We start from the raw sequence: 23,227 nt of genomic DNA, 5'->3' as shown, positions 1-23,227 counted from the left end.
ACAGACCGTTCCTGATTATGCCTTGGATTGTAGCACTCCATAATCATACTCTTTCGCTTTGTCTCGAAGATTCGTGTATTCAGTAGTCATTTCATGACGGTGTGAGAGCAATACATCCTTCACAAAAGGTAATTGTTTTAGCTCTTCAATGGCCTGTTCTGCAGTCTCGTGGTCGATATACATGACGACATAGAGAAGACGTTTAGAAACATAGTGAATATGTCCGAAGCGACGTAAGCGTTTGGCTGATCGTAAGTGGTCAATATAGACGGCTACACCGATTCGTTTTCGAAACATCCTAAACACCTCTCTCGAAAAACGATGATGTATTTGATTTTATCATTGGTGTCCAAGCTAAGCAAGGGAAAATGATGTTCTGCTTAATGATTTCCACAGGTTGTACATCCTCCACTTGCACAACTTCCGCCGCAGCCTGCCGATCCCTGCAGGTTGAGAATGGGATCATCGCTCGGTACCTTAATGGTTGTTGAGATGCTACGGGATAGAAGATAAGCAATTTCATAGAGAAGCTGCTCCAGTTCTCGCTCCACTCGCTTCATCTGTACCACCGTTGGTAGAAGATCCAACTCCCGCTTCCGCTCTAGTACCGTCTGACGATACTGTTGATAATCGGGATGATACTTGCCAAAGCGTTGCGCTTCCTCGTACTCCTCCTTGGCATGCTGAAAGCGATGAATCGCTTCCTGTGCGACCTGATCCAGGGCAAGGGCCTGCTTCGCTTCGTGATATTCATGGGCGATTGCGGAATTAACCAGCATATCCGCCAATTCCACTGAACGGTCGTAGAAGATTGTATCATAAATGCTGTGAGCTACCATCCTTGTCCCCTCCTCTTCCATTCTATTTTTTACCTTGAAATTCTTTTACAGAATTCTTCAAGGTACCATGATCTTAAAATGGTTACGCCATCCTAGAGGCTCATGACCATGGGAGCGTAGCTCTAACTGTACCGTATGCTCCCCTTTTGGAAGCTGCTTCAATACATAGGCTGCCCGATAAATTTGCGTATAGGGCTGACCATCAAGGTAAAGCTGAATATAACCAGTCCCTTTGGTATTACGATGGGCTGGTGATGTAAGCTGAACATCCCGTGTACGAAACTCCAAATAGAGATTCGAATTACGTACGTGATGGATCACCTGAATGGTCTTCTTTTGTTCTGCCAATGATTGAGCCGATACATGCACAGTAGGCAATGCCTGTATCCATAATAACAAAGATGCGAATAGAATGACTATCATGAAATGACCTACAACTCGTTGAGTGCGTTGTCGAAGCATGGTTGACCATCCTTTCTTAACCTTTTCATCTAGTATGCCTCGTCTTGGCTAAACTAAACGAATTATGGGGTTCAATGGGATGGTTAAGAAAAGGCAACACTCCTTTTGCAGAATGCTGCCTCTCATCATATTGATTATCTTGTCACGAGCATGCTTATCATCACGTAATTGATCACTAACGGCGCATGAGTAGCCAGATCCCCACCAAAATAAACAATACAGCAAGAATATAGCTAAAGGCACCCATCATCACAGAGATCAAAAAGTTGAGTAAGCCAATGATCCCAATAATGCCTGCAGCGATGAGAACACCAGGCTGCCGCTGATCAGCAAGACCGAATTCCAGCAAACCAATAGCAACCCCCATGATGAAGAAGGGCCACATATATGCCATGGTTTCCCAGCCAAAAATAATACAGTAGTAGAACAGTATCCCATAGGTGGTTAAAATCCCTCCAGGAATTAAAAGTCCTGCTGAACGGATCCACCCTGCAAAATAGGCTAGATGAAAGAGAATACCGGGAATTAAAATAAATAAAGGCCAGACAAACTCCATGGAAATTTGAAACCCTAGTTGAACCAGTAGGAATAAGCCTCCAAGGGCAATTAGAAAGATTCCGAGCAAAGCAGAATTCCTTTGCAAGCTAACACATCCTCCCCATAACTAAATAATTCACCGCTTAATGACGAGCTAGGTCTTTATTAATCTCCCGCATCACATGACCAAGTTCTGGTAGAATGATGCGCTCCATCGCTAAACGGACTGCTCCAGATGAACCAGGCATGGAGAAAATGGCACGATTGTTGTAGACGCCAGCGATGGCTCGGGAAAGTATGGCTGCAGTTCCAATATCCTCTGTAAAGCTAAGGTAGCGGAAGATTTCACCAAAACCAGGTAACTCCTTCACCAAGAGGTCTTTTACCGCCTCATATGTAGTATCACGGAGTGCAATACCTGTTCCGCCATTGAGAAGGATGGCTTCCACCTTCTCATGATGTACCAATTCTTGAAGAAGGCGCTGAATTCCTTCATAATCATCCTTCATGATATGATACGCCACTACGGTGTGCCCGGCTTCATTTAATAAAGCTTTGATCAATTGTCCGCTTTTATCCGTTTCCTCAGTTCTTGTATCACTCACCGTGATGATGGCACATTGAACCGTGGTAGGTGCTTCCTTTTTATGTTCACTTACACTCATCTTCATTCCTCCCAATCTGCATTCAACCAATGCGTATTACTTCCATTCCATTTAATCATAATTAAAGGGACAAATCCATACAATGTAGCGAGGAGGGATAAGCATGTCACCGGAACAATTAGAAGAACAGCAGCATCATTTGATGGATGAAGTAACCGCTTCTCAAGGTACGCTAAAGCATCCCTTAGAAAAACTCCTGATCATCTACCTGATGAGCTGTCTCGTCCTGTTTTGCTCCTTTACCATCCCCCAAATAATTCGGCACCTTCCCTATGTAGATAATGCCCGGACGATCCCTATTACCCAATATTTAGAGGGTGAGCTTTCCTATCAGCCATCACCTTCCGTACAACAGCAATTCTCTTGGGTCGTGGTGGAGCAATCCCAGACCGATGAGTATATGGTTGAGACCTTTCGTGAGATGGAGCAATGGATCGCACCATCTGGAGAAATCCTACTGGAAGAAGCGACGGATCATCTCATTTACCTGCGCTACTGGCTTGATGATCCTCGTAAAACTCCAGTCCAATTGGAATGATACCACTTCCGTTGACTCCATGTATAAAACTCCCTTTAAAGTACCACAATAAGATTAAGTACTGATAAAAAGGGAGGTTCATTACTGTGGAAAAATTTGCACTTGCAATGGTTATAATTGGTGGAATCAACTGGGGTTTAATCGGATTCTTTCAATATGATTTAGTCGCTGCGCTCTTCGGTGGGCAATCGGGATTGATCAGTCGGATTATCTATGCAATAGTTGGTATCTCGGCCCTCTATGCCATCTCGCTCTTCTTTCGCGATCGCCAACCTGAGAGAACAGCATAACAGACATGATGATGTAGCATTGATGTCGTGTTCAAAACAACCATGTTCAAAATAACGAAGAGTAGGATCAGATAAACTAAACGGCGCTGTTTCTCTATTTTTAAGGGAGAAACAGTGCCGTCTTCGTTGTTTTATGATATGAAGTTTCTTCACTTTCTCCTACTCAGCAGTTCTGCACACTTCGTGGTTCTTCACACGGAGCAGACGCAATGCATTCAATGTCACCAATAAGGTAGCCCCCATATCGGCAAAAATGGCCATCCAGAGTGTCAGCCAACCTGGGATGATCAAGATGAGTGCGAATAGCTTTAATCCCAACGCCACTGTAATATTCTCGCGAATAATCCGCAGGGTTCTTCTGCTTAAGCGAACGGTAAAGGGCAGCTTTTGTAAATCATCAGCCATCAAAATGATCTGTGCCGATTCCATGGCAGCAGCAGTACCAATGCCACCCATAGCGATACCTACATGGGCGCGAGCCAGCGCCGGCGCATCATTGATGCCATCGCCTACCATGGCAACGCGCTCCTGCTGAGCAAGTTCCTCAATATAGCGTAGCTTCTCCTCTGGTAAGAGCTGTGCTTGAACCTGATCGATGCCTGCTTCAGCTCCCAAGGTTACGGCTGTTTGTTGATGATCCCCTGTTAGCATCACCGTATGCTTCAAGCCCAGCTCCTTCAAAGTCCGAACCACATGGGGGATCTCTGGCCGTAGCTCATCACGTGCTGCAAGGACTCCAAGAATCTGCCCCTCATCAGCTAAGAGCATCACCGTTTTGCCTGCCTGCTCAAGGCGTTCAATCCATTCCTCCACGACAGGCGTATATTGTACCTTCTCCTCATAAAGCAGCCAATTACTCTGTCCCAAGCGGTACGACTTCCCTGCAATGGTGGCGGTAATCCCTTTCCCAGGGAGATTTCGAAATTCCATGAGCTCTCGTTGTGGGGATCCCTTTAGCTTGCCATCCTCCACCGCTTGATGAATGGCTGTGGCCAATGGATGATTGGAGCCTTCCTCTAGCTGATGGGCAAGGAGAAGTAGATCAGATCCTCCCACTCCTGCGGCAAGGGGAATCACATCGGTAACCTGCGGCTTACCTTGGGTTAGGGTGCCTGTTTTATCGAAGGCGATGGTGGTGAGTCGCCCCACCTCTTCAAGATAGGCACCGCCTTTAATGAGTACACCATTACGTGCTGCATTGCCAACAGCTGTGACGATGGCAACCGGTGTAGAAATCACTAAGGCGCAAGGGCAGCCTACCACGAGAATGGCTAGACCACGGTAGATCCAAGCCTGCCAATCCTGACCTACCAAGAGTGGAGGCAGAATGGCTACCGCCCCAGCGATGGCGATAATCAAGGGGGTATAATAGCGGGCAAAGCGATCTACCAGCTGTTGAGCAGGTGCCTTCTTCTCCTGTGCTTCTTCTACTAGCTGAATCACCTGGGCTAAGGTGCTCTCCTCTGCTTCCTTCGTCACTTCTACCTCGAGCAAGCCATCACCATTCAAGGTACCAGCATAGACTGGATCGCCAGGCTGCTTCTGCTCTGGAACCGCTTCCCCTGTAATGGCCGCTTGATTCACCGCTGAGAGACCTTTCACAACGATGCCATCTAGGGGAATCTGTTCCCCTGGACGAACTAATAAGCGTGCGCCAGGGTGCACTTCCGCAACAGGGGTAGCAATCACTTCATCTCCTTGTATCACTTGGGCAACGGGTGGCACCAACTCCAGTAGATTACGCAACGAGGAGCGGGCCTGATCCATGGAGATACGCTCAAGCCATTCACTGATGGCAAAGAGAAAGACGAGGGTCGCTCCTTCTCCCCATTCTCCTAATGCACCAGCACCAAGAATAGCAACCGTCATCAATGTACTCATGTCAAAGCGGAGGCGTGTCAGGTTCGTTAACCCGCGCCAAATTAGCGCATATCCGCCCAAAATAATGGTAAAGACGAAGAAGAAGGTAGGCCAGATTTCCTCCACATCAGTAAGCAGTGTCCACCAACCTAGGATGAGCGAGAGTCCACTCCCCACCACCTGGTAGAAGGTAGGACGTTTCCAAATAGGAACCTTCTGGTCAGTGAAGGTGGCCTGCTCCTCCATCAGTTTTAAGCTTTCAAAGGCACCAGCTTCCTCCACTGCTTCACGACTAACCTCACCCCAGACAGTTATTTTCGCTGCAGCAAAGTTCACTTTCGCATCGACAACACCTGGAATCCTCTTCACATTCTGCTCAAACTGAGCAGCACAGTCTGCTCAGGAGTAACCCTGTACACGCCAAACTTGCTTCATCGCTTCTGAGCTCATCGTTGTTCCTCCTTTGCATGGAGGTAGGCGATTTCTAAGAGCTGCTTCACATGTTCATCCTTTAAGGAGTAATAGACCATCTTCCCATCGCGACGAAATTTTACCACCTGGCGCTTTAAGAGATAGCGCAGATGATGAGAGGCCGTGGCAGTGGAGGCACCGATAATATTGGCTACATCACAGACGCAGAGCTCCGCTTCAATACTGAGTGCATAGGCTACCTTCATCCTTGTGGCATCGGCCAACGCCTTAAAGATGGCCACCATCCCCTCTGCAGGAATTTGGGCCAATGCTGTTTGACTATGCTCCACTTTATTTTTATCAAATTGATAGATATCACAGCGATCTGCTACCATCATCATCATCCCTTACATTCAAATGTCTGTTTGAATGTATTGTACGCCAAATAACTCTTGTTGACAATGAAAAAAAGGTGACGGTTCCATTTACCGCCACCTTTTTAACTCGATCAATCCGATTTTTATCGAAGTACCAACAGCCATACTCCACCTAGAACAGCTCTGCCTCCATACTAGAGAGCCGCATAGGCCTTGGCAATAGCCGCCCCTACCACTGCATTATGCTTCACCAGAGCAATATTGGCCACGAGGCTCCGCCCATGGGTGGCCTCCTTCACTTCTGAGAGGAGGAAGGGGGTAACTCGCTTCCCTTTAATCCCTTCGGCTTCAGCACGCTGTAGCGCTTGCTGAATAATCCCTTCCATCTCCTCATTGGACATGGCATCTGCTTCCGGAATGGGGTTGGCGATGACCATCCCACCATGGAGCTGAAGATCCCATTTGGCCTTCATCATTTTTGCCACATCCTCAGGATTCTCTGCGCTTACATCTACACCGTAGCCGCTCTTCCGTGTAAAGAAGGCAGGAAAGTCCTCGGTTTGATAGCCAACCACTGGAACGCCGAATGTTTCTAGGTATTCTAGGGTTAAGCCCAGATCGAGGATGGACTTGGCCCCTGCACAGACTACTGCCACATTGGTATGAGCTAGCTCTTGTAAATCGGCGGAGATATCCATGGTGGTTTCTGCGCCCCGATGTACACCACCGATTCCTCCTGTAACGAAGACAGGAATACCTGCTCGCTCTGCACAGATCATGGTGGCAGCCACTGTGGTAGCACCGTCTAAGCCCTTCGCCAAGACCACAGGGAAATCGCGACGGCTCACCTTGCGTACGCCGGTTGCCTTACCTAAGTATTCAATTTCGTCCTTCGTCAAGCCAATATGGATCTTCCCCTGTAGGATTGCGATGGTAGCAGGAACAACACCCTGCTGACGGATGACCTCCTCCACAGCCAATGCCGTCTCCACATTATCGGGATAGGGCATCCCATGGGAAATAATCGTTGACTCTAATGCGACGACTGGTTGATGAGCTGCTAATGCTGCTGCAACTTCTGGATGAATCACCATGTACTCTTTCATGTGCTATGACCCCTTTCTCTAGTTATTCTTTGCTGTTAACGTTTAGACAAGCGCTTCACATGAAACTCAGTCTGCTTCAACTCGCGCCGCATGGTATCCAAGGACATCTCTGGGGCGACGGTCTGACTGGATTGAATGGTGATATTGGCCGTATTCATGCCACATTGGATCGCCATCAGGTCTTCCTCACCTTGATGAAGTGCGTAGATTAAGCCTGCGGCAAAGGCATCACCTGCACCCGTTACGTCCTTTACAGGCACTGGGTTACATGTCACTTGGAAGATCCCATCGTAATTGGCAAAGAGCACACCTTGCTCCGCCATGGTGATTATCGGCAGCTCTACCCCCAGCTGGCGGAAATACTGCACTGCATCGATGCAGCCATCCAGCGTGGATGTATCAATTCCAGTTAAGGCCGCTGCTTCATAGCGATTAGGAACAAAGACATCGATGAGGGAAAGCGTATCCCGCAGCTTCATGGCCTTCACATTGGAGACAGGATCAACGACCACCTTACCTCCCCGCTCCTTCACAAACTTGATATGGGATTCAATGGTCTCTTTAGGGATGTTGGTGTCTAGCACATGCCAGTCTGACTTGGCAAGACGCGCTTGAAGATGGGAGAGCTGATCCGGTGTCAGCTCATCATAAATTCCCATATCGGCAATGGCGGTCACCATCTCACCTGCACCATTGATGACAGCCATGTAACTGCCTGTCCGCGATGTGACGGACTGAATAATGCCATGGACATCCACACCATTGGCTGCTGTTTGCTCACGGAGCCATTCCCCTTCTTCATCACGACCGACGATACTAACCAACTGCACCTCTACCCCTAAGCGGGCTAAATTCTCCGCCATATTACGTGCCACACCGCCGGTAGATTTATCCACCTTGCCTGGATTGGATGTATACATTTCAAAGGGATCGAGGGCCTGCGCCTTCCAGTCCACATTAGCGCCCCCGATGCAGGTAATGGGAGCATGCTCACGGAGAATATAGGCACGTCCAATAATCTCACCCTTTTTCATCAATTGTGAAATATAGCCTGCCACAGCTGACCGTGATAAGCCACACCGTTCAGCGAGCTCCGCCTGTGATAAAAAAGGCTGTTCCTTAATGATCTGTAATATTTGTCGCTCTTTCTCTGTCATCGTTCCACCTCACGTTCAATTCCTGTACTCTTTTTCACAATTTCTTTTTACATTTTATCACAAAAGCGAGCTCTATACAAACATTTGTTTCATCAACAAACTTCCGTCTACATCGCCGAGATAAGCCAATAATTCTTGTTCACATAAGGTTTTGAGGAATACATTATGAAAATGCTGGGTATAAATAAAACCTCGAAAGCGCGCTTCCACGACGCGAACATGCTTCTCCTGCTTCTCTTGGAGGATTTGACCACCTAATTGGCGGAGATCACGCTTCACCTGCTTCACATTCTCGATAATTTTCGGCTCCACCGCTTGGAGATAGGCATGAAAAATCCGAGCTGCCTTGATGGTCTGCTCCGTCTCTGCTTTTAGCCTTTCTTGATCATAGATGACCATTCGCCAAAGGAGCTGAAGCACCACCTGTTGGCGAACGAGCTGAACAAACGCTTCGTACTCAGCAGGAAAATATAATACACCATCATTCTCCACCATCGGAGGATTCACCCCTTTATCTTCTGCTTGCGCTTCGTGAGAGTAGCAACCAGTGTAGCTCTGCGAATACTTCACCTTTAGAGGTAAAAGCACAGTCTCATTTCCTTATATTATACGTTAATATGTAACGATTTGCGAACACGTGTTCTTTTTCCATAAAATCATCAAGACGAATACACCATGCTATGGTATAATATGTCCTTGTGATCTACACGGACAGTTCGCAATATCCTGTCCTAAAACAAAACTACGGTATAAGGAGTCGATACAATTGAATCCGCTTCATTTTTCTCCGGAGTATGCCAATGTGCTCTATTGGTTCATACTTCTCATTGTCAATTTTTCCGCCATTATTCTTGCATTTAAATGGTTTGGAAAGACAGGGCTTTATTTTTGGATTGCCATCGCGGCCATCATTGCTAATCTTCAGGTGGTCAAAACAGTGGACTTTTTCTTCGTGGTGGCCACATTGGGGAATATCGTCTATGGAACCAGCTACTTAGCCACCGATATTCTGTCCGAAATCTATGGCAAGAAGGCTGCAGCCAAGGGCGTACAGGTGGGCTTTTTTACCTTGCTCTCTACGATGATTATTATGCAGATTGTCCTCTGGTTTATCCCAGCAGCCGATGACTTTGCCCATGAGTCATTGCTGACCATCTTTGGCTTTATGCCAAGGATCGTGATCGCCAGTCTACTAGCTTACTTGATCAGTCAGCGCTTCGATATCTGGGCCTTTGAGAAGTGGCGTGAGCACTTCCCCGGCGACCGCTACCTCTGGCTTCGTAACAATGGTAGCACCATGATCAGCCAGCTCATTGATACCTTGGTTTTTACCACCGTTGCTTTTATCGGCGTCTATCCTACCGACGTCTTCATCGATATTATTATCACCACCTATGTGATTAAGTGGTTCGTGGCCTTACTGGATACACCCTTTGTCTACCTCGCTCGCAATCTATTTCGACGGGGACAGACCTTTCAAGAGGAGTTTCAACCTAGGGAAGAATATCAATAACAATAAGGGGTCAGTCCCCCACCACGTTAAAGCTTTAACGCAGTGGGGGACTGACCCCTTTTTATACCACTTGCAGAATCTTATATAACACTTCTCCCACCAGTAAAAACATGATGGTTAGTAATAACACTTTCGCATAGCGGAGCGGAATCTTTGGCACTAGTAGCAACCCTAGCTGGGAGCCTAGTGCGGAGCCGATGGCCATGGCGATGGCATGATGCCAATTCACATAGCCTGTCTGATAAAAAACAAGAAAGGCACCGATGCTACTACCTAGGGTGAGAACCCTGGTTAATTGAACCGCTTTTATATAGGTGCTTCGCTGATTCATATAGTGGAGAATACCAAATGTAGATGAACCGGGACCGAAGCCACCATCATAGGTTGCGATCAAGAATGGCATCGTTTTCGAGATAAAACTAGGGGGCATACTCTCCTTCTGCTCTACCTCACCCAATTTGCGATTGGCTAATGTAAAAACTAAGGCAAAAAGCAGAAGGATAAAGGCAACAATATTCATGGCCTTTTCTGCAATGCTGGCAGTAATGAGTGCGCCGAATAATCCTCCAAATGCAGCTACCATGACGAGAAAGCCAATGGCCTTAGCTGTTAGCTGCTTCTCTTTGAGTAAATAGGAGACACTGGTTAATGCAGCAAAGGCTGAAGAAAACTTATTCGTAGCAATGCCTGTATGGATAGGAATGCCTACAAGCATCATGGCTGGTAGAGTGATTAGACCACCTCCACCTGCTAAGGTTCCAATAAATGAGGAGATCGTCCCAATCACTAATAGTATGATAAACAATGAATCCAAGGATTTCACCTTTTTTCTGCAAAACAACTCATGTTGTCTGATAATATCTACCTGTTCAAATCGACCCAACATATCTTAACAACTTTTACTGTGAGATGGAACTGTTTTGTTCCTAATTTCACAAGGTTGATATAATTACATAGGGGTCAGTCCCCCGTCGCTTTAACGCACTGGGGGACTGACCCCTTATACCTGGTGAATAATAATATCACACCTATCCTCTTCCGCAACCTGAAAAGCAGCATATAGTAACTCAAAAAAAGTTCTCCCATCACTTGAAGCAAAATAGTTTGCGAGATTTGTTACTTTTGGACTAATATTTTCTCCCCAAGGAGGCTTTTGAGATAAATCATCAATGTCCCATATTACTTTATCTGGACTCATCACTTGCAATTGGCGTTCAATATCTCTTAATTCTTCACGCGCCTTGCCTACATCAAGCCATGAAAGTTTATCCCTGTATAGCCTTTTTAATAAATAGGGGTATTTCGTTCCCCATCCTTCCGTCTCTAAGTGGTAAGAAATTGTTGAGAAAAATGAATGAAGAAAATCACCTCTCCCAACCTCATAAAAAAAGCAATCTACTAAAAAACCTACTGCCATCTTATTCACATCCTACTGTTTAAAAATAATGTTGGCTATTCCATTTGTCTTGTTATTTATTGCTAACTTAATCTCTCGTAATATCTGTCTACTAACGTTTTGTCCTCTAACATCAATAATTACAGTTTGTTTTGTACCTATAGGCAAATCACTTACTCTTTTATTCACTTGATTAGATACGTTATTTACCAAATTGCTTCGACCTGAGGTAGTTGTCACATTATAATTTTTGACCTCAATACTATGACCCTTAATATAAAGATCTGGCCTCGAACTTCCCCTCGTACCATGTTGCACTGACTCCCCGCCTTTAAAAGATTGCTGTTCTTTATAGCCTGGATATTCCTTGGCCACATCCTTTTCGGACTGTTTCCAGGTAGGTCTAGTTTCACCCTTCCCTTTCGTTCCCTGAGAGGAGGATGAACTGGGCAGTTTTAAACGCTCTCTAGTGATGCGATAGATTGGACCCATATTTTCAACAGCTTTGATGTATTCCTTATAGTTTTTAGGCAATTGAAACTTATTCCCTCGAATCGATCCTGACGTAGATCTACTTCCTGAACTAGAAGAACTCGATGTATTTCCACGATTCGCAGATGCAGGGGGACTTGATCTCGGAGCATCGATCTGTTGACGAAACTCGCCCCGAAATGAAAAGCCTCCACCACCTCGATACCCTTTCCCCTCAAGTAATTTGTTTTTTAGGTACTTATTTACTTGAGCATATCGTATCGTACCTGGTTTTGACTGTAAAGAACGTGGCTGATTCCCTGTCAATGGATTTCTAATGACTCCTAACTGTTGTGGCCTTACTCTCATAACAGAAGAAGCATTTATCACCGAAGTCTTGCTCTTTCTTCCTTTCCAAAACCTACTGGCAAAAGCCTCTCGGATGGGGAGTTTACCCCTTATCCATCCGCCTATCCAACTAGAAGAAATCAATCGGGAGGTGGTTGTAGTTGTTACTGGAAGTATTCCAATACTGAAGCGACCATATTGGAGACTATTCCATAGCATGGATGAAGCAACATATTGGCCTCCGATCTGCCTAGCAACAATCGTGCTTAGTACAATTGTACTAAGCATTAGTGTAAGATTGAAGAATGCATGCCAATATGCTAGTGAATCTATTCTACTATTATAGAGAACGTGGAAATGATAGGTAGTAGGTTGAATTACAAAAGCGGCGAACCATTTGGAACCTTGTTCCCATCCAATTGGCGCATAGATCTTAATTTGCTCCAAAGTATGAGATACAACTTCACTTATACTATGGTATGCAATTTCCAAGGCTGTTAGTTGGACGGAGTCTACTTCTATCGTAGGAAGTGTAACAGTACCTGCATCAGAGGTACCATTGGGGACTACTACTTGGGGTGTAGGATAGTATGTAGGTTTGAGATCGGTTGGATAAGAGAAATCATCCGGAGAGAATGGTCCACTGGAGCTATATACTGCAGGAGCAATTAGGACTGTTATCCAAAAACAGAGTAAAAAGAAGAGGATCAAATACGAGATTAATCGCTGATAATAAGTTGATATGACAAGTTCCTCCTTCCTTTGAAAATCATTGAATAAGAAGTAGCCTTTTTCCATCTATTTTAATGGTAGCATATGGTTTTTTAAATGGATCTTATATACCCATTAATATCCTTCTTTATTTTATTTTTCTATATTTCTTTGCATGGGATAAAAATATAGTCAGGATATTAAATGAATCATTTTCATAAATTTATGCCCAACAGTTTCAAGGCTTTAACGCCTAGAACAAGGAGTAATTCCTCAAATCTCGAAAAAACTAATTGCAACCAAAACCCTGAGATTGGAGGAGAACTCCTTATTACCATTATATTACAAGGTGACTTATTTGGGATATAAGATTTATTCGACACAGAACTTCCCCGATGTTTTGATGCATTTTTTCCATTCTGGACACGGTCTCTATTCTTCAGACGATCTCCAAAAAGTCCCTCCATGAAGCTTCAATGGAAATCAACAAAGAAACGATGTTATACTTGTTTATTGCCTGAATCATCGCACGGATTCCCCCGGTGAAAGACTTGCGGAGAAGGTTACAACACGGTTTAATCCTCCAGATTGAATGTAGCTATTTTAAAGTATCCAGTTCTTCCTAAAGCCTCCTATTCTGCTCTCATTCAGAAACTTTCTGAAATCACGAATTTCAAAAAGTTCATGATGTATTATTACTTCAAGCGATCCTAAAAAGGTTTATTGATGATGAAGTGGTGCCCATCGAGGTCATCAAGACCCCTTATATTATTTTATGGAATAGCCGAGAACACTCGTGGCTTTAACCATGAGATGAAACGGCTTCGGACAAAGCGTGTCTTTTGACACGTCAATTGTCCAGCATCTATTAACTTAGTGATTAGAAAAAATTCTGATATTTAGTGGTAATAACCTGTAAAATATCTGATATATGTTATATTATGATTGGGGTGGATAACATGACAGAAGCTAAACATAGCAGAGGATATATGTACTCTATCCAATACCATTCCGAATATCATCAAAGCGTTAAAGGGCATTTCGGCATGGTTGCTATTGAAAGAGTTCCCCTAGCAAAAAAGAAACGATAGGAAGGGAATCCTTCTTACTTTGTGGCAACCAGAAGTGAACACACGGAGACACAAATACGACAATACATCAAAAACAGAAAGTGAGGTGAAAAGCCATGTTCGTCAATAAAGCATACAATTTCTGTATCTACCCCACGAAGAACAGGAAAGCTTAATCGCTAAAACGAATGGTTGCAGTCGATTTGTGTTTAATCGCTTCTTAGCGAAGCGGAATGAAATATACAAGGAAACAGGTAGATGAAGAATCACAAACTTGCCAAAGCGATTAGTGAAGTCTCCTTCTTGCCATCGTGAATGGGATCGAGATGTCAATACAAGTTTGAATATTCTTGTCAAAGGCAAAAGACTATGATTGGCGTATTTGCAGGAACCACAGGAAATGCGGGGATAGCTTGGTGGTACATCATGTACTAATTCTGTTCAGTAGAACGGACTACCCAAGAATCTCGTAGCTTTAGCCATGAGATGTTCAATAATGAGGAGGATCATGATGGAAGAGAAGCACATTGTTGAAGAATTTAGGACCGCAGTACGATATCGGCGATTAGCTTACATCTGTGTGTATATTGGACTTTTTCTTATGATATGGTCACTCATATCCAAACCATGGTATGCTCTCTTAAACGGCATTGGAATCATCTTCATAGTTATTGCTATAGTGATAAAACATCACTATTGGCGCTGTCCTGTATGTGATAAACCTCTATGCAGTGAATCCTTAAAAAATCTAAACTACTGCTATTATTGTGGTAGTCCATTACCAGATATAGAATTGAATGGTGGAAAAAGGCATGAGCCATTTTAATCCTGAAGAGCATAATCTACAGCTGCTTCAGCATGAAGCTGTGTCGTATCGAAAACAGGTATGCTTACATCTTCCTGCTTAATTAGTAAGGGGATTTCAGTACATCCTAAAATAACGCCTTCTGCTCCTCGCTGAGCAAGTCTCTCAATAATTGCAATATACTTATCCTTGGATTCATCAGTTACAATCCCCTTTACTAGCTCATCATAGATAATTTGATGAACAGCCTCACGATCCTCTTCCTCAGGTATGATCACATCGATTCCATAACGTTCAATTAAATGTTGCTTATAAAAATCTGATTCCATTGTAAATTTCGTTCCCAATAAGGCAACTCTTTTCATCTGGCTCTCATTGATCTTCTCTCCAGTTACATCAACGATATGTAGGACTTTGATCTTGGCACTTTCCTCTATTTCAGGCGCCATCATATGCATGGTGTTGGTACAGATGACGAGAAAGTCTGCGCCTGCATTTTTTATCTTTGCCGATGTGTTGACCATCTGTTCCGTTAACTCCGTCCATTTCCCAGCATGCTGCAGCTCTTCAATTTCTGCGAAATCAAAGGAGTACATGAAACACTTTGCAGAATGAGCCTCCCCGATCCTTTTTTTCATCGTTTCATTAATAATCCGATAATATTCCAATGAAGATTCCCAACTCATTCCACCTAGTAAGCCAATTGTTTTCAAGCTCTCCATCTCCTTTTTTATATGAGGTCTGTCCCCTAAAAATTCTCATTATCTAAGAAGCTACCAAGTTCCCTAGTAAATTCAGTTAGTTGGATGAATGTATCTAGGTTCTCTTGATGATCACCGATCCCAACGAGTGCAAAATTGTTTCCGTTACGAATAAAATTAAACAAATAGACATTAGAGTTAGGAAAAGTATCACTATAGGTTTCTTTAAAGTCACTTTCTGGAGAAGACGAATTATGATGGTAAGAAAGATATCCAATGGTATGTTTCCATTCATTTTGGTTTGTATCTAATGGTGTTATACTCATTAAAATTACCATGCCATTCTCAATATTTTTATAAATAAAATGACGTGAAGGGATGGGATAAGTACCTTCATTGTATGAAGCATTCTTATCAACAATGTTTTTGGGTACTCCAACCACATCGTCTCGATCATCGATGATATTTACATATCCATCTACCTGAAAATGCTCCTGTACTTTATTGACAACCCTTAGATCCTTTATAATCTCTTCAGCTTTAAAACCATCGTTCTCAACATGATCCTTAACTTCCATACCGTCATGGAGGATTGATATATCACGTCTTGTAAAGCTATCGGCATGGGTATTTAATGGATCACTTGTTGTTAAAGGATTGTCATCGGTGATTAATTGATCACTTGTTGTAAGACCATTGTTCACTGTTTCTCTACCATCCATCACAGAAAAAAATAAATAGGAAAAAATAGCACCACACAAAAAAGATACAAGGATTACCATTGTTTTCTTTAAATTCATTAATAAGAACCTCCCTTCATTGGGGGGTAGTCCCCTAACTCCCTAACAAAAATTTCACCTTGTAAGCCATTGATTTCACATGCTTTCTCAAAGATAAAACCATTACGAAGTAAGATCTTTCTCGAAGCGGTATTTTTGGGATCGATGATTGCTGTAATGCGCTGTAAGACCTTCAATTCTTCTGCTCTCTCGATCATTAAATGTGCAATCTCCGTTCCATAGCGTTTACCCCAGAAGTCTGGCAGCAGCATGTAGCCAAGTTCCGCCTCATTCAAGTTGTTTTCATTTCTATCTAGCTTAGCTAAACCGATGAATTGATTACTATCGGATTCCAATACCTTGAAGAATCCAAAATCGTTGTATTTCTTGTTGGTTTTTAGTAACCTAGCATAATTTTTTCTCGCTTCATTCAGAGGAATTGCCCGTTTCGTGATCATAGCCATCACATCTTCATGATGAACAAGACTAAAATAGTATGGAAAATCCCCATCTGAGTTGAATTTTTCAAACCAGATTCTATTAACCATGTAGGCTCCTCCACCCCAGTATGTTTGCTTTGGTACTTTTATTCATTAATTCCCTTTTATAGATATCATAGCATAGAATGTTCACAAAAAAGAAGAAGGCAGAAAAAAGACCCCCACTACGTTAACACATTAACGTAGTGGGGGTCTGTAGTGGGGGTCTGACCCCTTAGATTTCAAATGTCGGTGGATAGCTCTCAGAGATTTCGGAGAGCGCATCGCTGGCTTCATCCCGATGATCATTATGGACGGCTAAATCCCCAAGGGCAACATAGCCAACGAGACGCCCTTGCTCCACGACAGGAAGGCGGCGAATCTGATAGCTCGCCATCAGCTTACTGGCCTCATCTACACTCATATCCGGATGACCTGTAATCACGTTGCGGCTCATCACATCTGTCACCTGTGTGGAACCAGGTTTCTTCGAAGCAGTACACCGTACAGCAATATCCCGATCGGTCAAAACACCGATCAGACGGTCGCTATCCATGATGGGAACCGACCCAATATTATAATCCTTCATGAGGACAGCTGCTTCATACACATTATCCTGCGGTGTAACATATTGAATATCCTTCGTCATAATATCTCGTAGTTTACGCATTATGCATCCTCCCTTCTATGCTGATACCATACCCAAAAAAGGGGAGAATCATGCGTAACGATCTGGTTAGCCTTCAAGCTGCTCTTGCATCCACCGCTTCACCTGTGGAAGCCAAAACTCCACCGCTTCACCTCGACCAGTGCCTTGAGCAAAATTGGCAGAGCCACCACCCTTCCCTTCGATATGTTGGAAGATCTGGGCCAAGAGGTCCTTCATGGAGAGCTGAACATTATTAGAGCGACCTGCGATCACCTGCTGAGTCGCTTCCCCACTCACCAGAAGCACGATACGATCTGGCTGTTCCATCAAGGTCTTAGCGAGATCCTTCACCTCTTGGAAGGGACGCTCTAGCCATTGCAGGATATACAATGAGAGGCGACCCCATTGCTCCGTTGGCTCCAATGCCAGCTGTTCACTCTCCATACGAATAGATGTTTCATAGAGGCGACGAACCTGCCGTTTATTCTCTTGCCAATCGCTATGGAGCTGTTCCACACGTTCGCGCAGATGAGTCCAATCGGTTTTTAAAAAACGCACCGTTTCATCTACCTCTGCGCTTAACTGTTGGATATATTGAAGCGCCCGCTTCCCACAGAGGAAGTAGAGACGAATCATTCCTTTATATGATTCCCACTTCACAATTTTAATTAAGCCTACCTCACCAGTATGAAAAGGATGGGTACCACAGCAAGGCGAGACTCTATCCACCCCAGCAATCCGAACAATCCGTAGGGATTCATCAGTAGTGTTAGCCTTTTCTACGAGATCGTCTGGCAGCTGCTGACGTGGAATATAGGAAATATCGATCTCCCGATTCTCCATGACGATTTCATTAGCCAACTGCTCTACCCGCTGTGCATCCTCAGCTGTCAGCTGAGAGATCGCAAGGTCAATGGTCACCATCTCCTCACCGAGGTGAAAACCGCAGGTATGGGCTGCAAGCAACTCTTCAAATGCAGCAGAAAGGATATGCTGACCAGAATGCTGCTGCATATGATCGATTCGACGCTGACGATCCACGGTGGCTTGGACGAGGTCGCCTGCGCTAAAAGGAGCATCGCTGATATGGTAAACCACGCCCTCTTCCTCATAGACATCAAGCACATGGGCGCTACCTAGCTCGCCGAGATCATGGGGCTGCCCACCACCTGTCGGATAGAAGATGGTCCGATCTAGGATTACCACCCAATGCTCGTCCTTGGGCTCACAGTAGAGAACCTCGCAGGTCTCTTGAAAGCGATATGGTTCAAATTCATAGATGCGTTTTGTTTTCATGCTGTCATCATTCCCCTTCGTCTCAAAAATAACTCTCCTATTCATATTGTCCATTCGCCTCGCCCTTTCCTTCAAGTCAAAATATTTTTCTTGGCGAAAAGGAAGCTGTTCACCATCGCACTCGTCAGCAAAACTGTTTTGCACTATTTCCATTGAAACTATAGGTGAAACATATTATGATAGAAATTGTAATGGAATGTACATATTGTAGAAAAAGAAATAAGGAGGAGAAACAATGATACTGGAGCAGATCCAATACCCTCAGAACACCTTTCTATTCGAGGATATCGAGCATGTGATGACCAGCATTGGCTTTGTTCGTGGTGGCTGGGATTATTCTCATGCGACCTATGATTATAAAATGACAGATGAGAAGAACAAAGCGGTTTACTACCTACGCGTTCGTTCTGTTGTAACAGAGGGTAAGCTGGAGAATAAAAATGCAAAGCTACAGCTTTTAACGCCTACCATTGAGCGCCATTACTATCCACATGGTCTAGACCAGGAAGCCGTTCCCCCTGCACCCATTCAAAAAACCGCAGAAGAGCTCATGGCTCGATTATTGGAGAAGATTAAATCATAATGCCCAACAACATCCCCTCCATCTGCTCCCACCTCTATAGGTGGGAGTTTGTGAATAAAAGATAATGGACAGGTTCCTCCTTTAAACGTATACTGTACATGTATTTAACAAATGGCTAAAGGAGGGACCGCGTTCATGAAGCGCCGCGGAACCCCAGACTTTTTTCTCTTAATCCTTACTCTAATCCTTGTAGGAATTGGCATTATTATGGTGAGCAGTGCCAGTTACTATGTAGGTTACTATAATGGTGATGAAAATCAGTTCCTAAAGAAACAGATCATTTGGGCCACTCTTGGCTTCATCAGTATGATCTTCATGATGAATCTCCCCATGGGCTTCTTCAAACGGAACTACCATCTCTTAGCCCTTCTATCCTTCCTAGGTCTTTTCCTTGTCTGGGTACCTGGTCTCGGGGTAAAAGCCAACGGTGCACAAAGCTGGATCAAGCTGGGGGATCTGGGACAGCTCCAGCCTTCAGAATTTGCGAAGCTGGGGATTATTCTGTTTCTCGCTGGGTATATCTCCAAAAAGCAGGAGCGAATCCGTGACTTTAAGAATGGGTTTCTTCCTCCATTAGTAACCATCATCCTCTTCTCCGCTGTGATTGCTCTGCAGCCTGACTATGGAACAGCGGCCATTCTCTTCGGGATAGCCGTCGTCATGCTCTATACAGGTGGCGTACAATTCAAGCATCTGGTCGGAGGTGTAGGGGCCATCGCACTAGTCGCTGTCCCTGCTGCATTGAGTGAAGGCTATCGATTGCAACGGATTCTTTCGTTCCGCGATCCTTGGAATGATGGGTTAAATGGACTAGGTGATGGTTACCAGCTAATCCACTCCTATTATGCCTTATCCCATGGCGAGTGGACAGGCGTTGGACTCTTTCGTAGTATTGAAAAAGCCCTCTACCTTCCCCACCCCCATACGGATTTCATCTATTCCATTATCGGAGAAGAGTTTGGATTCCTAGGTACTAGTCTGGTCATTCTGCTATTTCTTATTTTCATCTGGCGTGCCTTGAAGATCGCCAATCGTTCAGATGACTTATTCTGTCAAATGTTGGGCATTGGCTTCGTATTCTACATTGCCATTCAAGCCTTCATCAATATCGGCGGTGTGGTGGGATTAATCCCTATTACCGGTGTACCCCTACCATTCATCAGCTATGGTGGATCTTCGATTTTGGTAACCATGACAGCAGTAGGTATTCTTCTTAACGCATCACGACAACGAGCCGTAAAAATTGATGAGACAAAAACTACATCGGTACAAAAAAAGCAAGCGTTTTGAGCGGTCAGATAGGGATTTATAATTCCTGAAAAATTCGGCATAGTCGTTGATTTACGGCTATGCCGTTTTTTCGTTTAGTTTGGTAAGTCGATAGCACCAATGCAGTTATAGAAAATTTGAATCCGCTGGGTTCTGCGACCATCTACCTTTTCAGCCTTGAATACGATAATTTTGTCAATGAACTCTCGGATAATCTCTGCATCCAGTTCTGTAATTTCTGTGTACTTTTTAACCAGTGCCAAAAATCGGTCGGTATTGAGGGACTGTTCATTTGCTGTATCAATAGTATGCTTTAATTTGGTTATCCTTTCTTCCAGTGCTTTCTGCTCAGCTTCATATTCAGACGACATCTTGTAAAAACGCTCTTCGGGAATTTTGCCCATCACATTGTCCTCATAAAGCTTTTGAATGATTTTGTCTATGTCAGCAATACGAGTCTGTGCTTGTTCGTACTCCTTTTTACTTTGGCGGAGTTCTTTGGCAAGTTCCTTTTCTGAATTATTCATAACTATACGGATGAATTCCTGTTCATGTTCTTTAGCAAAGGAGGTTACACGTCTTAAGTCTTCCAGCAAAAGTTGTTCCACTACAACATTGCGTATCTGGTGCGAACTGCACATACCCTTTTTCTTGTGGTAAGTAGCACAAACGAAGTATTCCTTATCGTGTGTCCATCCCTTGCCTCTAACTTGATACAGCTTTACTCCACAGTCGACACAAAACATCATGCCAGAAAGCATTCCCATTTCACCTAATCGTGATGGTCTACACTTGCCATCCCTGATTTTCTGCACCGTTTCCCAAGTGCCCGCATCGATAATTTCTTCATGGGTATTTTTGAAAACCAGCCAATCTTCTGGATTGTTCAATATCTTGACTTTGCTCTTATATGACTTTTTAGAAGTCTTGAAGTTCACCGTGTGACCTAGATATTCCATTTTAGCCAGAATATCTGCTACGGTACGAGCCGACCAAGCATATGGGTTTTCAGGTGGTCTTGCTGGAGTGTTAATACCCATTTTACGAAGATGAACCGTAGGCGTATCAATACATCGCTTTTCAAGTTGCTTTGCTATCTGCGTGGGTCCAAAGCCAGCCATGCACAGTCGGAAAATATCTCTGATTACCTCGGCGGCTTCCGCATCTATAATCCAGTGCAACTTATCTTCAGGGTCTTTAATATAACCGTAAGGTGGATTGGTGCAGAGTGGCTTACCGGACTGTCCCTTGGATTTGAACACAGCACGGATTTTCTTGCTAGTATCCTTTGCGTACCATTCATTTATAATGTTAAGAAACGGTATAAAGTCACTGTCTGTTTGGTTTGCACTATCAATACCATTGTTAATAGCAATGAATCGCACATCTGCTTCAGGAAACATAATCTCTGTATAATAGCCTACCTTGAGGTAATCCCTGACAAAACGTGACATATCCTTAATGATAATCGTTCCGACTCTACCAGACTCAACATCTGCAATCATGCGGTTAAAGTCTGGTCTATCAAAAGTTGTTCCGCTGACTCCATCATCCACATAAAATTCGATGTTGCGAAAACCGTTGTCCTCAGCATATTTTTTTAGAATTGCCTTTTGGTTTACTATACTGTTGCTGTCTCCTACAAGCTCATCATCACGTGAAAGCCTGCAGTACAGAGCAGTAATTTTCGCTTCTTCAAATGCTAATGTTGATTTTCGTGGGTTTATATGAACTATCTGATAACTTTGAAAGACTTTTTGCGTTGACTGTAATCAGCCGTTTCAGCTTGGAATATGCACTTTCTTTTGCTGTGTCGCATACCCGTGATTCCACCACATAGACCGTACCTCCGATAGCAGTTTCGGTTGTGCGGCTATTCGTCTGATTGTCCATATCGTAACCTCCTGACCGATGTATTGAAGAAACAGGCACCGAGCCGAAATAAAGACCCACTGCCCAATCCATTATTTAAGCTTTTATTTGTAGTATTTTCAGAGCTTCTGGCTGAATCAACTTACCATCCAATCTTTCATAAGCGGAAAAGCCAATTTGCCCCTGCAGTGCATATAACTCACTTAATTTCTTTATGGTTAGCGGCTGTCGTTCAACCAACCAGTAGTATGATAAATCCCCGAATACAATGCTCTTCGCTCCTGCTGATACCGTAGGCATATATGGCGAGGTAACAATAGACTTTCCTAAGATGGTGTTATCGGAGGAATTCCACAGATAACTACCGTTTGTATCCTTAAGGGTTCTAAGAAACATGGCAGTATTATCGTGCATAATAAACACAGCGTTATTGCGGTATTCATCTTTTAATGAAAAGTACAGAGATATAATCTCATCAAAAGAGATGGAAGTATTATCTGCTGTAGATACATCTGTGTCTGCCGTAAGGATACCTGTTGGTTGTGTTATGCCATTGCCATTAAGCAATGCATTTTCTTCAGCCTTGCCAAAACGCTTCGCAAAATCACCCACCAGATATTTTTCAAGATTAAAGTTCATATCGGTGACGAATGAGCGGTTTAGCTTGACAAGAGATATCAGCTTATATGATTTCACCAGAAACTGTGTAAATGTATCGGCACTTTCGGGGATTGGATCTCCGTCCTCAACCCAATCTGCCGTACCCGTTGAGGATACCGTTTGAATTTTACCTTCTGCAGAAGACAGGTTGATAACAGTAGCAAATCTGCGGAATATATTCTCTTTTGCCAAAGCAGTGTTAAAGTCTTCTCTGAACTCGTCTGGTGCGACATAGGCTCCTACATTATCAAAGCCCTCGTTCAGATTCTGATAATTTTCTTCTTTTCCCTTCATAACATTCCAAAACGCTCTATTATAAGTTGCTGATGTTGACATAATTGTTTACCTCCTAAATTTAAATTGATTGTGGGGTATATACCCCG

At 43.9% G+C, this 23,227-nt stretch carries 26 protein-coding genes and 2 pseudogenes; 7 read left to right on the top strand and 21 right to left on the bottom strand.

Annotation, left to right across the window (positions count from 1 at the left end):
• Positions 1-15: 15 nt before the first annotated feature.
• From BN1691_RS08725 to BN1691_RS08705, 5 genes are all read right to left on the bottom strand, one after another.
• A complete protein-coding gene (locus BN1691_RS08725) occupies positions 16-297 on the bottom strand; it encodes a YlbG family protein (protein ID WP_048601867.1) in 282 nt (93 codons plus the stop codon).
• Positions 298-380: 83 nt separating this feature from the next.
• Complete coding sequence (locus tag BN1691_RS08720) at positions 381-839, bottom strand: YlbF/YmcA family competence regulator (protein WP_048601866.1); 459 nt, start codon at positions 837-839, stop codon at positions 381-383.
• Positions 840-896: 57 nt separating this feature from the next.
• On the bottom strand, positions 897-1,301 hold the full coding sequence (locus tag BN1691_RS08715; RefSeq protein WP_048601865.1) for a hypothetical protein: 405 nt from the start codon (positions 1,299-1,301) through the stop codon (positions 897-899).
• 175 nt (positions 1,302-1,476) lie between these two features.
• Positions 1,477-1,944: a hypothetical protein gene (locus BN1691_RS08710; RefSeq protein WP_048601864.1), complete on the bottom strand. Its 468-nt coding sequence runs from the start codon at positions 1,942-1,944 to the stop codon at positions 1,477-1,479.
• A 37-nt stretch (positions 1,945-1,981) separates the two neighbouring features.
• A complete protein-coding gene (locus tag BN1691_RS08705; RefSeq protein WP_048601863.1) occupies positions 1,982-2,503 on the bottom strand; it encodes a MogA/MoaB family molybdenum cofactor biosynthesis protein in 522 nt (173 codons plus the stop codon).
• A gap of 103 nt (positions 2,504-2,606) precedes the next feature.
• Here BN1691_RS08705 and BN1691_RS08700 point away from each other — a divergent pair, with 103 nt between their 5' ends.
• The gene (locus tag BN1691_RS08700) at positions 2,607-3,041 is read left to right on the top strand and encodes a hypothetical protein (RefSeq protein WP_048601862.1); all 435 of its coding nucleotides are present in this window, start codon (positions 2,607-2,609) and stop codon (positions 3,039-3,041) included.
• Between the two features lie 86 nt (positions 3,042-3,127).
• Positions 3,128-3,331, top strand: coding sequence for a DUF378 domain-containing protein (locus BN1691_RS08695; protein ID WP_076850161.1), 204 nt, complete (start codon positions 3,128-3,130; stop codon positions 3,329-3,331).
• Between the two features lie 159 nt (positions 3,332-3,490).
• On the opposite strand, the gene BN1691_RS08690 is transcribed toward BN1691_RS08695, so the two are convergent.
• The 5 genes from BN1691_RS08690 to BN1691_RS08670 form a co-directional block, all read right to left on the bottom strand.
• On the bottom strand, positions 3,491-5,641 hold the full coding sequence (locus BN1691_RS08690; RefSeq protein WP_082147084.1) for a heavy metal translocating P-type ATPase: 2,151 nt from the start codon (positions 5,639-5,641) through the stop codon (positions 3,491-3,493).
• Positions 5,638-5,997: an ArsR/SmtB family transcription factor gene (locus tag BN1691_RS08685; protein WP_315969543.1), complete on the bottom strand. Its 360-nt coding sequence runs from the start codon at positions 5,995-5,997 to the stop codon at positions 5,638-5,640. Before BN1691_RS08685 ends, BN1691_RS08690 begins: the two co-directional genes overlap by 4 nt.
• 176 nt (positions 5,998-6,173) lie before the next feature.
• Positions 6,174-7,085: a pseudouridine-5'-phosphate glycosidase gene (locus tag BN1691_RS08680; RefSeq protein WP_048601860.1), complete on the bottom strand. Its 912-nt coding sequence runs from the start codon at positions 7,083-7,085 to the stop codon at positions 6,174-6,176.
• Positions 7,086-7,120: 35 nt separating this feature from the next.
• Positions 7,121-8,242 (bottom strand): carbohydrate kinase, encoded by a 1,122-nt coding sequence (locus BN1691_RS08675; protein ID WP_048601859.1) that lies wholly within the window; start codon positions 8,240-8,242, stop codon positions 7,121-7,123.
• 72 nt (positions 8,243-8,314) lie between these two features.
• Positions 8,315-8,830: a YhjD family protein gene (locus BN1691_RS08670; RefSeq protein ID WP_048601858.1), complete on the bottom strand. Its 516-nt coding sequence runs from the start codon at positions 8,828-8,830 to the stop codon at positions 8,315-8,317.
• Between the two features lie 178 nt (positions 8,831-9,008).
• Here BN1691_RS08670 and BN1691_RS08665 point away from each other — a divergent pair, with 178 nt between their 5' ends.
• Entirely contained in the window at positions 9,009-9,755 is a 747-nt protein-coding gene (locus BN1691_RS08665; RefSeq protein WP_048601857.1) for a queuosine precursor transporter, read from the top strand.
• 61 nt (positions 9,756-9,816) lie between these two features.
• On the opposite strand, the gene BN1691_RS08660 is transcribed toward BN1691_RS08665, so the two are convergent.
• From BN1691_RS08660 to BN1691_RS08650, 3 genes are all read right to left on the bottom strand, one after another.
• Entirely contained in the window at positions 9,817-10,578 is a 762-nt protein-coding gene (locus BN1691_RS08660; protein WP_390621640.1) for a sulfite exporter TauE/SafE family protein, read from the bottom strand.
• 177 nt (positions 10,579-10,755) lie between these two features.
• Positions 10,756-11,172: an immunity 70 family protein gene (locus BN1691_RS08655; RefSeq protein ID WP_048601856.1), complete on the bottom strand. Its 417-nt coding sequence runs from the start codon at positions 11,170-11,172 to the stop codon at positions 10,756-10,758.
• A gap of 12 nt (positions 11,173-11,184) precedes the next feature.
• Positions 11,185-12,768: a hypothetical protein gene (locus tag BN1691_RS08650; protein ID WP_048601855.1), complete on the bottom strand. Its 1,584-nt coding sequence runs from the start codon at positions 12,766-12,768 to the stop codon at positions 11,185-11,187.
• Between the two features lie 903 nt (positions 12,769-13,671).
• On the opposite strand from BN1691_RS08650, the pseudogene BN1691_RS15055 reads away from it, so the two are divergent.
• Together BN1691_RS15055 and BN1691_RS15020 are read left to right on the top strand one after the other, a co-directional pair.
• A pseudogene (locus tag BN1691_RS15055) lies at positions 13,672-13,856 on the top strand (transposase); the annotation flags it as partial.
• Positions 13,857-13,867: 11 nt separating this feature from the next.
• Positions 13,868-14,010: pseudogene (locus tag BN1691_RS15020) on the top strand (helix-turn-helix domain-containing protein); the annotation flags it as partial.
• Positions 14,011-14,573: 563 nt separating this feature from the next.
• Here BN1691_RS15020 and BN1691_RS08640 read toward each other — a convergent pair.
• From BN1691_RS08640 to BN1691_RS08620, 5 genes are all read right to left on the bottom strand, one after another.
• Positions 14,574-15,269, bottom strand: coding sequence for an aspartate/glutamate racemase family protein (locus BN1691_RS08640; RefSeq protein WP_048601853.1), 696 nt, complete (start codon positions 15,267-15,269; stop codon positions 14,574-14,576).
• Between the two features lie 35 nt (positions 15,270-15,304).
• On the bottom strand, positions 15,305-16,057 hold the full coding sequence (locus BN1691_RS08635) for a hypothetical protein (RefSeq protein WP_048601852.1): 753 nt from the start codon (positions 16,055-16,057) through the stop codon (positions 15,305-15,307).
• Positions 16,057-16,584, bottom strand: a complete 528-nt coding sequence (locus tag BN1691_RS08630) for a GNAT family N-acetyltransferase (RefSeq protein ID WP_048601851.1) — start codon at positions 16,582-16,584, stop codon at positions 16,057-16,059. Before BN1691_RS08630 ends, BN1691_RS08635 begins: the two co-directional genes overlap by 1 nt.
• A gap of 166 nt (positions 16,585-16,750) precedes the next feature.
• Complete coding sequence (locus BN1691_RS08625; RefSeq protein ID WP_048601850.1) at positions 16,751-17,185, bottom strand: CBS domain-containing protein; 435 nt, start codon at positions 17,183-17,185, stop codon at positions 16,751-16,753.
• A gap of 66 nt (positions 17,186-17,251) precedes the next feature.
• On the bottom strand, positions 17,252-18,460 hold the full coding sequence (locus tag BN1691_RS08620) for an alanyl-tRNA editing protein (RefSeq protein WP_048601849.1): 1,209 nt from the start codon (positions 18,458-18,460) through the stop codon (positions 17,252-17,254).
• A gap of 235 nt (positions 18,461-18,695) precedes the next feature.
• Between BN1691_RS08620 and BN1691_RS08615 the strand changes: the two genes are divergently transcribed.
• Together BN1691_RS08615 and ftsW are read left to right on the top strand one after the other, a co-directional pair.
• Positions 18,696-19,043: a YugN family protein gene (locus tag BN1691_RS08615; protein WP_048601848.1), complete on the top strand. Its 348-nt coding sequence runs from the start codon at positions 18,696-18,698 to the stop codon at positions 19,041-19,043.
• 135 nt (positions 19,044-19,178) lie between these two features.
• Positions 19,179-20,333 carry a putative lipid II flippase FtsW gene (gene ftsW / locus BN1691_RS08610; RefSeq protein WP_048601847.1) on the top strand — a complete coding sequence of 385 codons (1,155 nt, stop codon included), beginning with the start codon at positions 19,179-19,181 and terminating at the stop codon, positions 20,331-20,333.
• A 74-nt stretch (positions 20,334-20,407) separates the two neighbouring features.
• Here the strand turns inward: ftsW and BN1691_RS08605 are convergent, their stop codons facing one another.
• The 3 genes from BN1691_RS08605 to BN1691_RS08595 form a co-directional block, all read right to left on the bottom strand.
• Positions 20,408-22,039, bottom strand: a complete 1,632-nt coding sequence (locus BN1691_RS08605) for a DUF4368 domain-containing protein (protein ID WP_452596193.1) — start codon at positions 22,037-22,039, stop codon at positions 20,408-20,410.
• Positions 22,008-22,205, bottom strand: coding sequence for a transposon-encoded TnpW family protein (locus BN1691_RS08600; protein ID WP_048601845.1), 198 nt, complete (start codon positions 22,203-22,205; stop codon positions 22,008-22,010). Before BN1691_RS08600 ends, BN1691_RS08605 begins: the two co-directional genes overlap by 32 nt.
• 75 nt (positions 22,206-22,280) lie before the next feature.
• Positions 22,281-23,180: a phage major capsid protein gene (locus BN1691_RS08595; protein ID WP_048601844.1), complete on the bottom strand. Its 900-nt coding sequence runs from the start codon at positions 23,178-23,180 to the stop codon at positions 22,281-22,283.
• Positions 23,181-23,227 lie beyond the last annotated feature (47 nt).

Source organism: Rubeoparvulum massiliense (assembly GCF_001049895.1).
Lineage (GTDB): Bacteria > Bacillota > Bacilli > Rubeoparvulales > Rubeoparvulaceae > Rubeoparvulum > Rubeoparvulum massiliense.
Note: the sequence above shows the minus strand (reverse complement) of the source record. Positions and strands in the feature narration are given on the sequence as shown.

Bases quoted from the DNA above. Each gene is read 5' to 3' on its own strand.
- BN1691_RS08685 (WP_315969543.1), bottom strand. From the start codon at position 5,997: ATGGTAGCAGATCGCTGTGATATCTATCAATTTGATAAAAATAAAGTG.
- BN1691_RS08675 (WP_048601859.1), bottom strand. From the start codon at position 8,242: ATGACAGAGAAAGAGCGACAAATATTACAGATCATTAAGGAACAGCCT.
- ftsW (WP_048601847.1), top strand. From the start codon at position 19,179: ATGAAGCGCCGCGGAACCCCAGACTTTTTTCTCTTAATCCTTACTCTA.
- BN1691_RS08720 (WP_048601866.1), bottom strand. From the start codon at position 839: ATGGTAGCTCACAGCATTTATGATACAATCTTCTACGACCGTTCAGTG.
- BN1691_RS08705 (WP_048601863.1), bottom strand. From the start codon at position 2,503: ATGAGTGTAAGTGAACATAAAAAGGAAGCACCTACCACGGTTCAATGT.
- BN1691_RS08600 (WP_048601845.1), bottom strand. From the start codon at position 22,205: ATGGACAATCAGACGAATAGCCGCACAACCGAAACTGCTATCGGAGGT.
- BN1691_RS08680 (WP_048601860.1), bottom strand. From the start codon at position 7,085: ATGAAAGAGTACATGGTGATTCATCCAGAAGTTGCAGCAGCATTAGCA.
- BN1691_RS08700 (WP_048601862.1), top strand. From the start codon at position 2,607: ATGTCACCGGAACAATTAGAAGAACAGCAGCATCATTTGATGGATGAA.
- BN1691_RS08615 (WP_048601848.1), top strand. From the start codon at position 18,696: ATGATACTGGAGCAGATCCAATACCCTCAGAACACCTTTCTATTCGAG.
- BN1691_RS08595 (WP_048601844.1), bottom strand. From the start codon at position 23,180: ATGTCAACATCAGCAACTTATAATAGAGCGTTTTGGAATGTTATGAAG.
- BN1691_RS08625 (WP_048601850.1), bottom strand. From the start codon at position 17,185: ATGCGTAAACTACGAGATATTATGACGAAGGATATTCAATATGTTACA.
- BN1691_RS08630 (WP_048601851.1), bottom strand. From the start codon at position 16,584: ATGGTTAATAGAATCTGGTTTGAAAAATTCAACTCAGATGGGGATTTT.
- BN1691_RS08635 (WP_048601852.1), bottom strand. From the start codon at position 16,057: ATGAATTTAAAGAAAACAATGGTAATCCTTGTATCTTTTTTGTGTGGT.
- BN1691_RS08655 (WP_048601856.1), bottom strand. From the start codon at position 11,172: ATGGCAGTAGGTTTTTTAGTAGATTGCTTTTTTTATGAGGTTGGGAGA.
- BN1691_RS08650 (WP_048601855.1), bottom strand. From the start codon at position 12,768: ATGGAAAAAGGCTACTTCTTATTCAATGATTTTCAAAGGAAGGAGGAA.
- BN1691_RS08620 (WP_048601849.1), bottom strand. From the start codon at position 18,460: ATGAAAACAAAACGCATCTATGAATTTGAACCATATCGCTTTCAAGAG.
- BN1691_RS08715 (WP_048601865.1), bottom strand. From the start codon at position 1,301: ATGCTTCGACAACGCACTCAACGAGTTGTAGGTCATTTCATGATAGTC.
- BN1691_RS08725 (WP_048601867.1), bottom strand. From the start codon at position 297: ATGTTTCGAAAACGAATCGGTGTAGCCGTCTATATTGACCACTTACGA.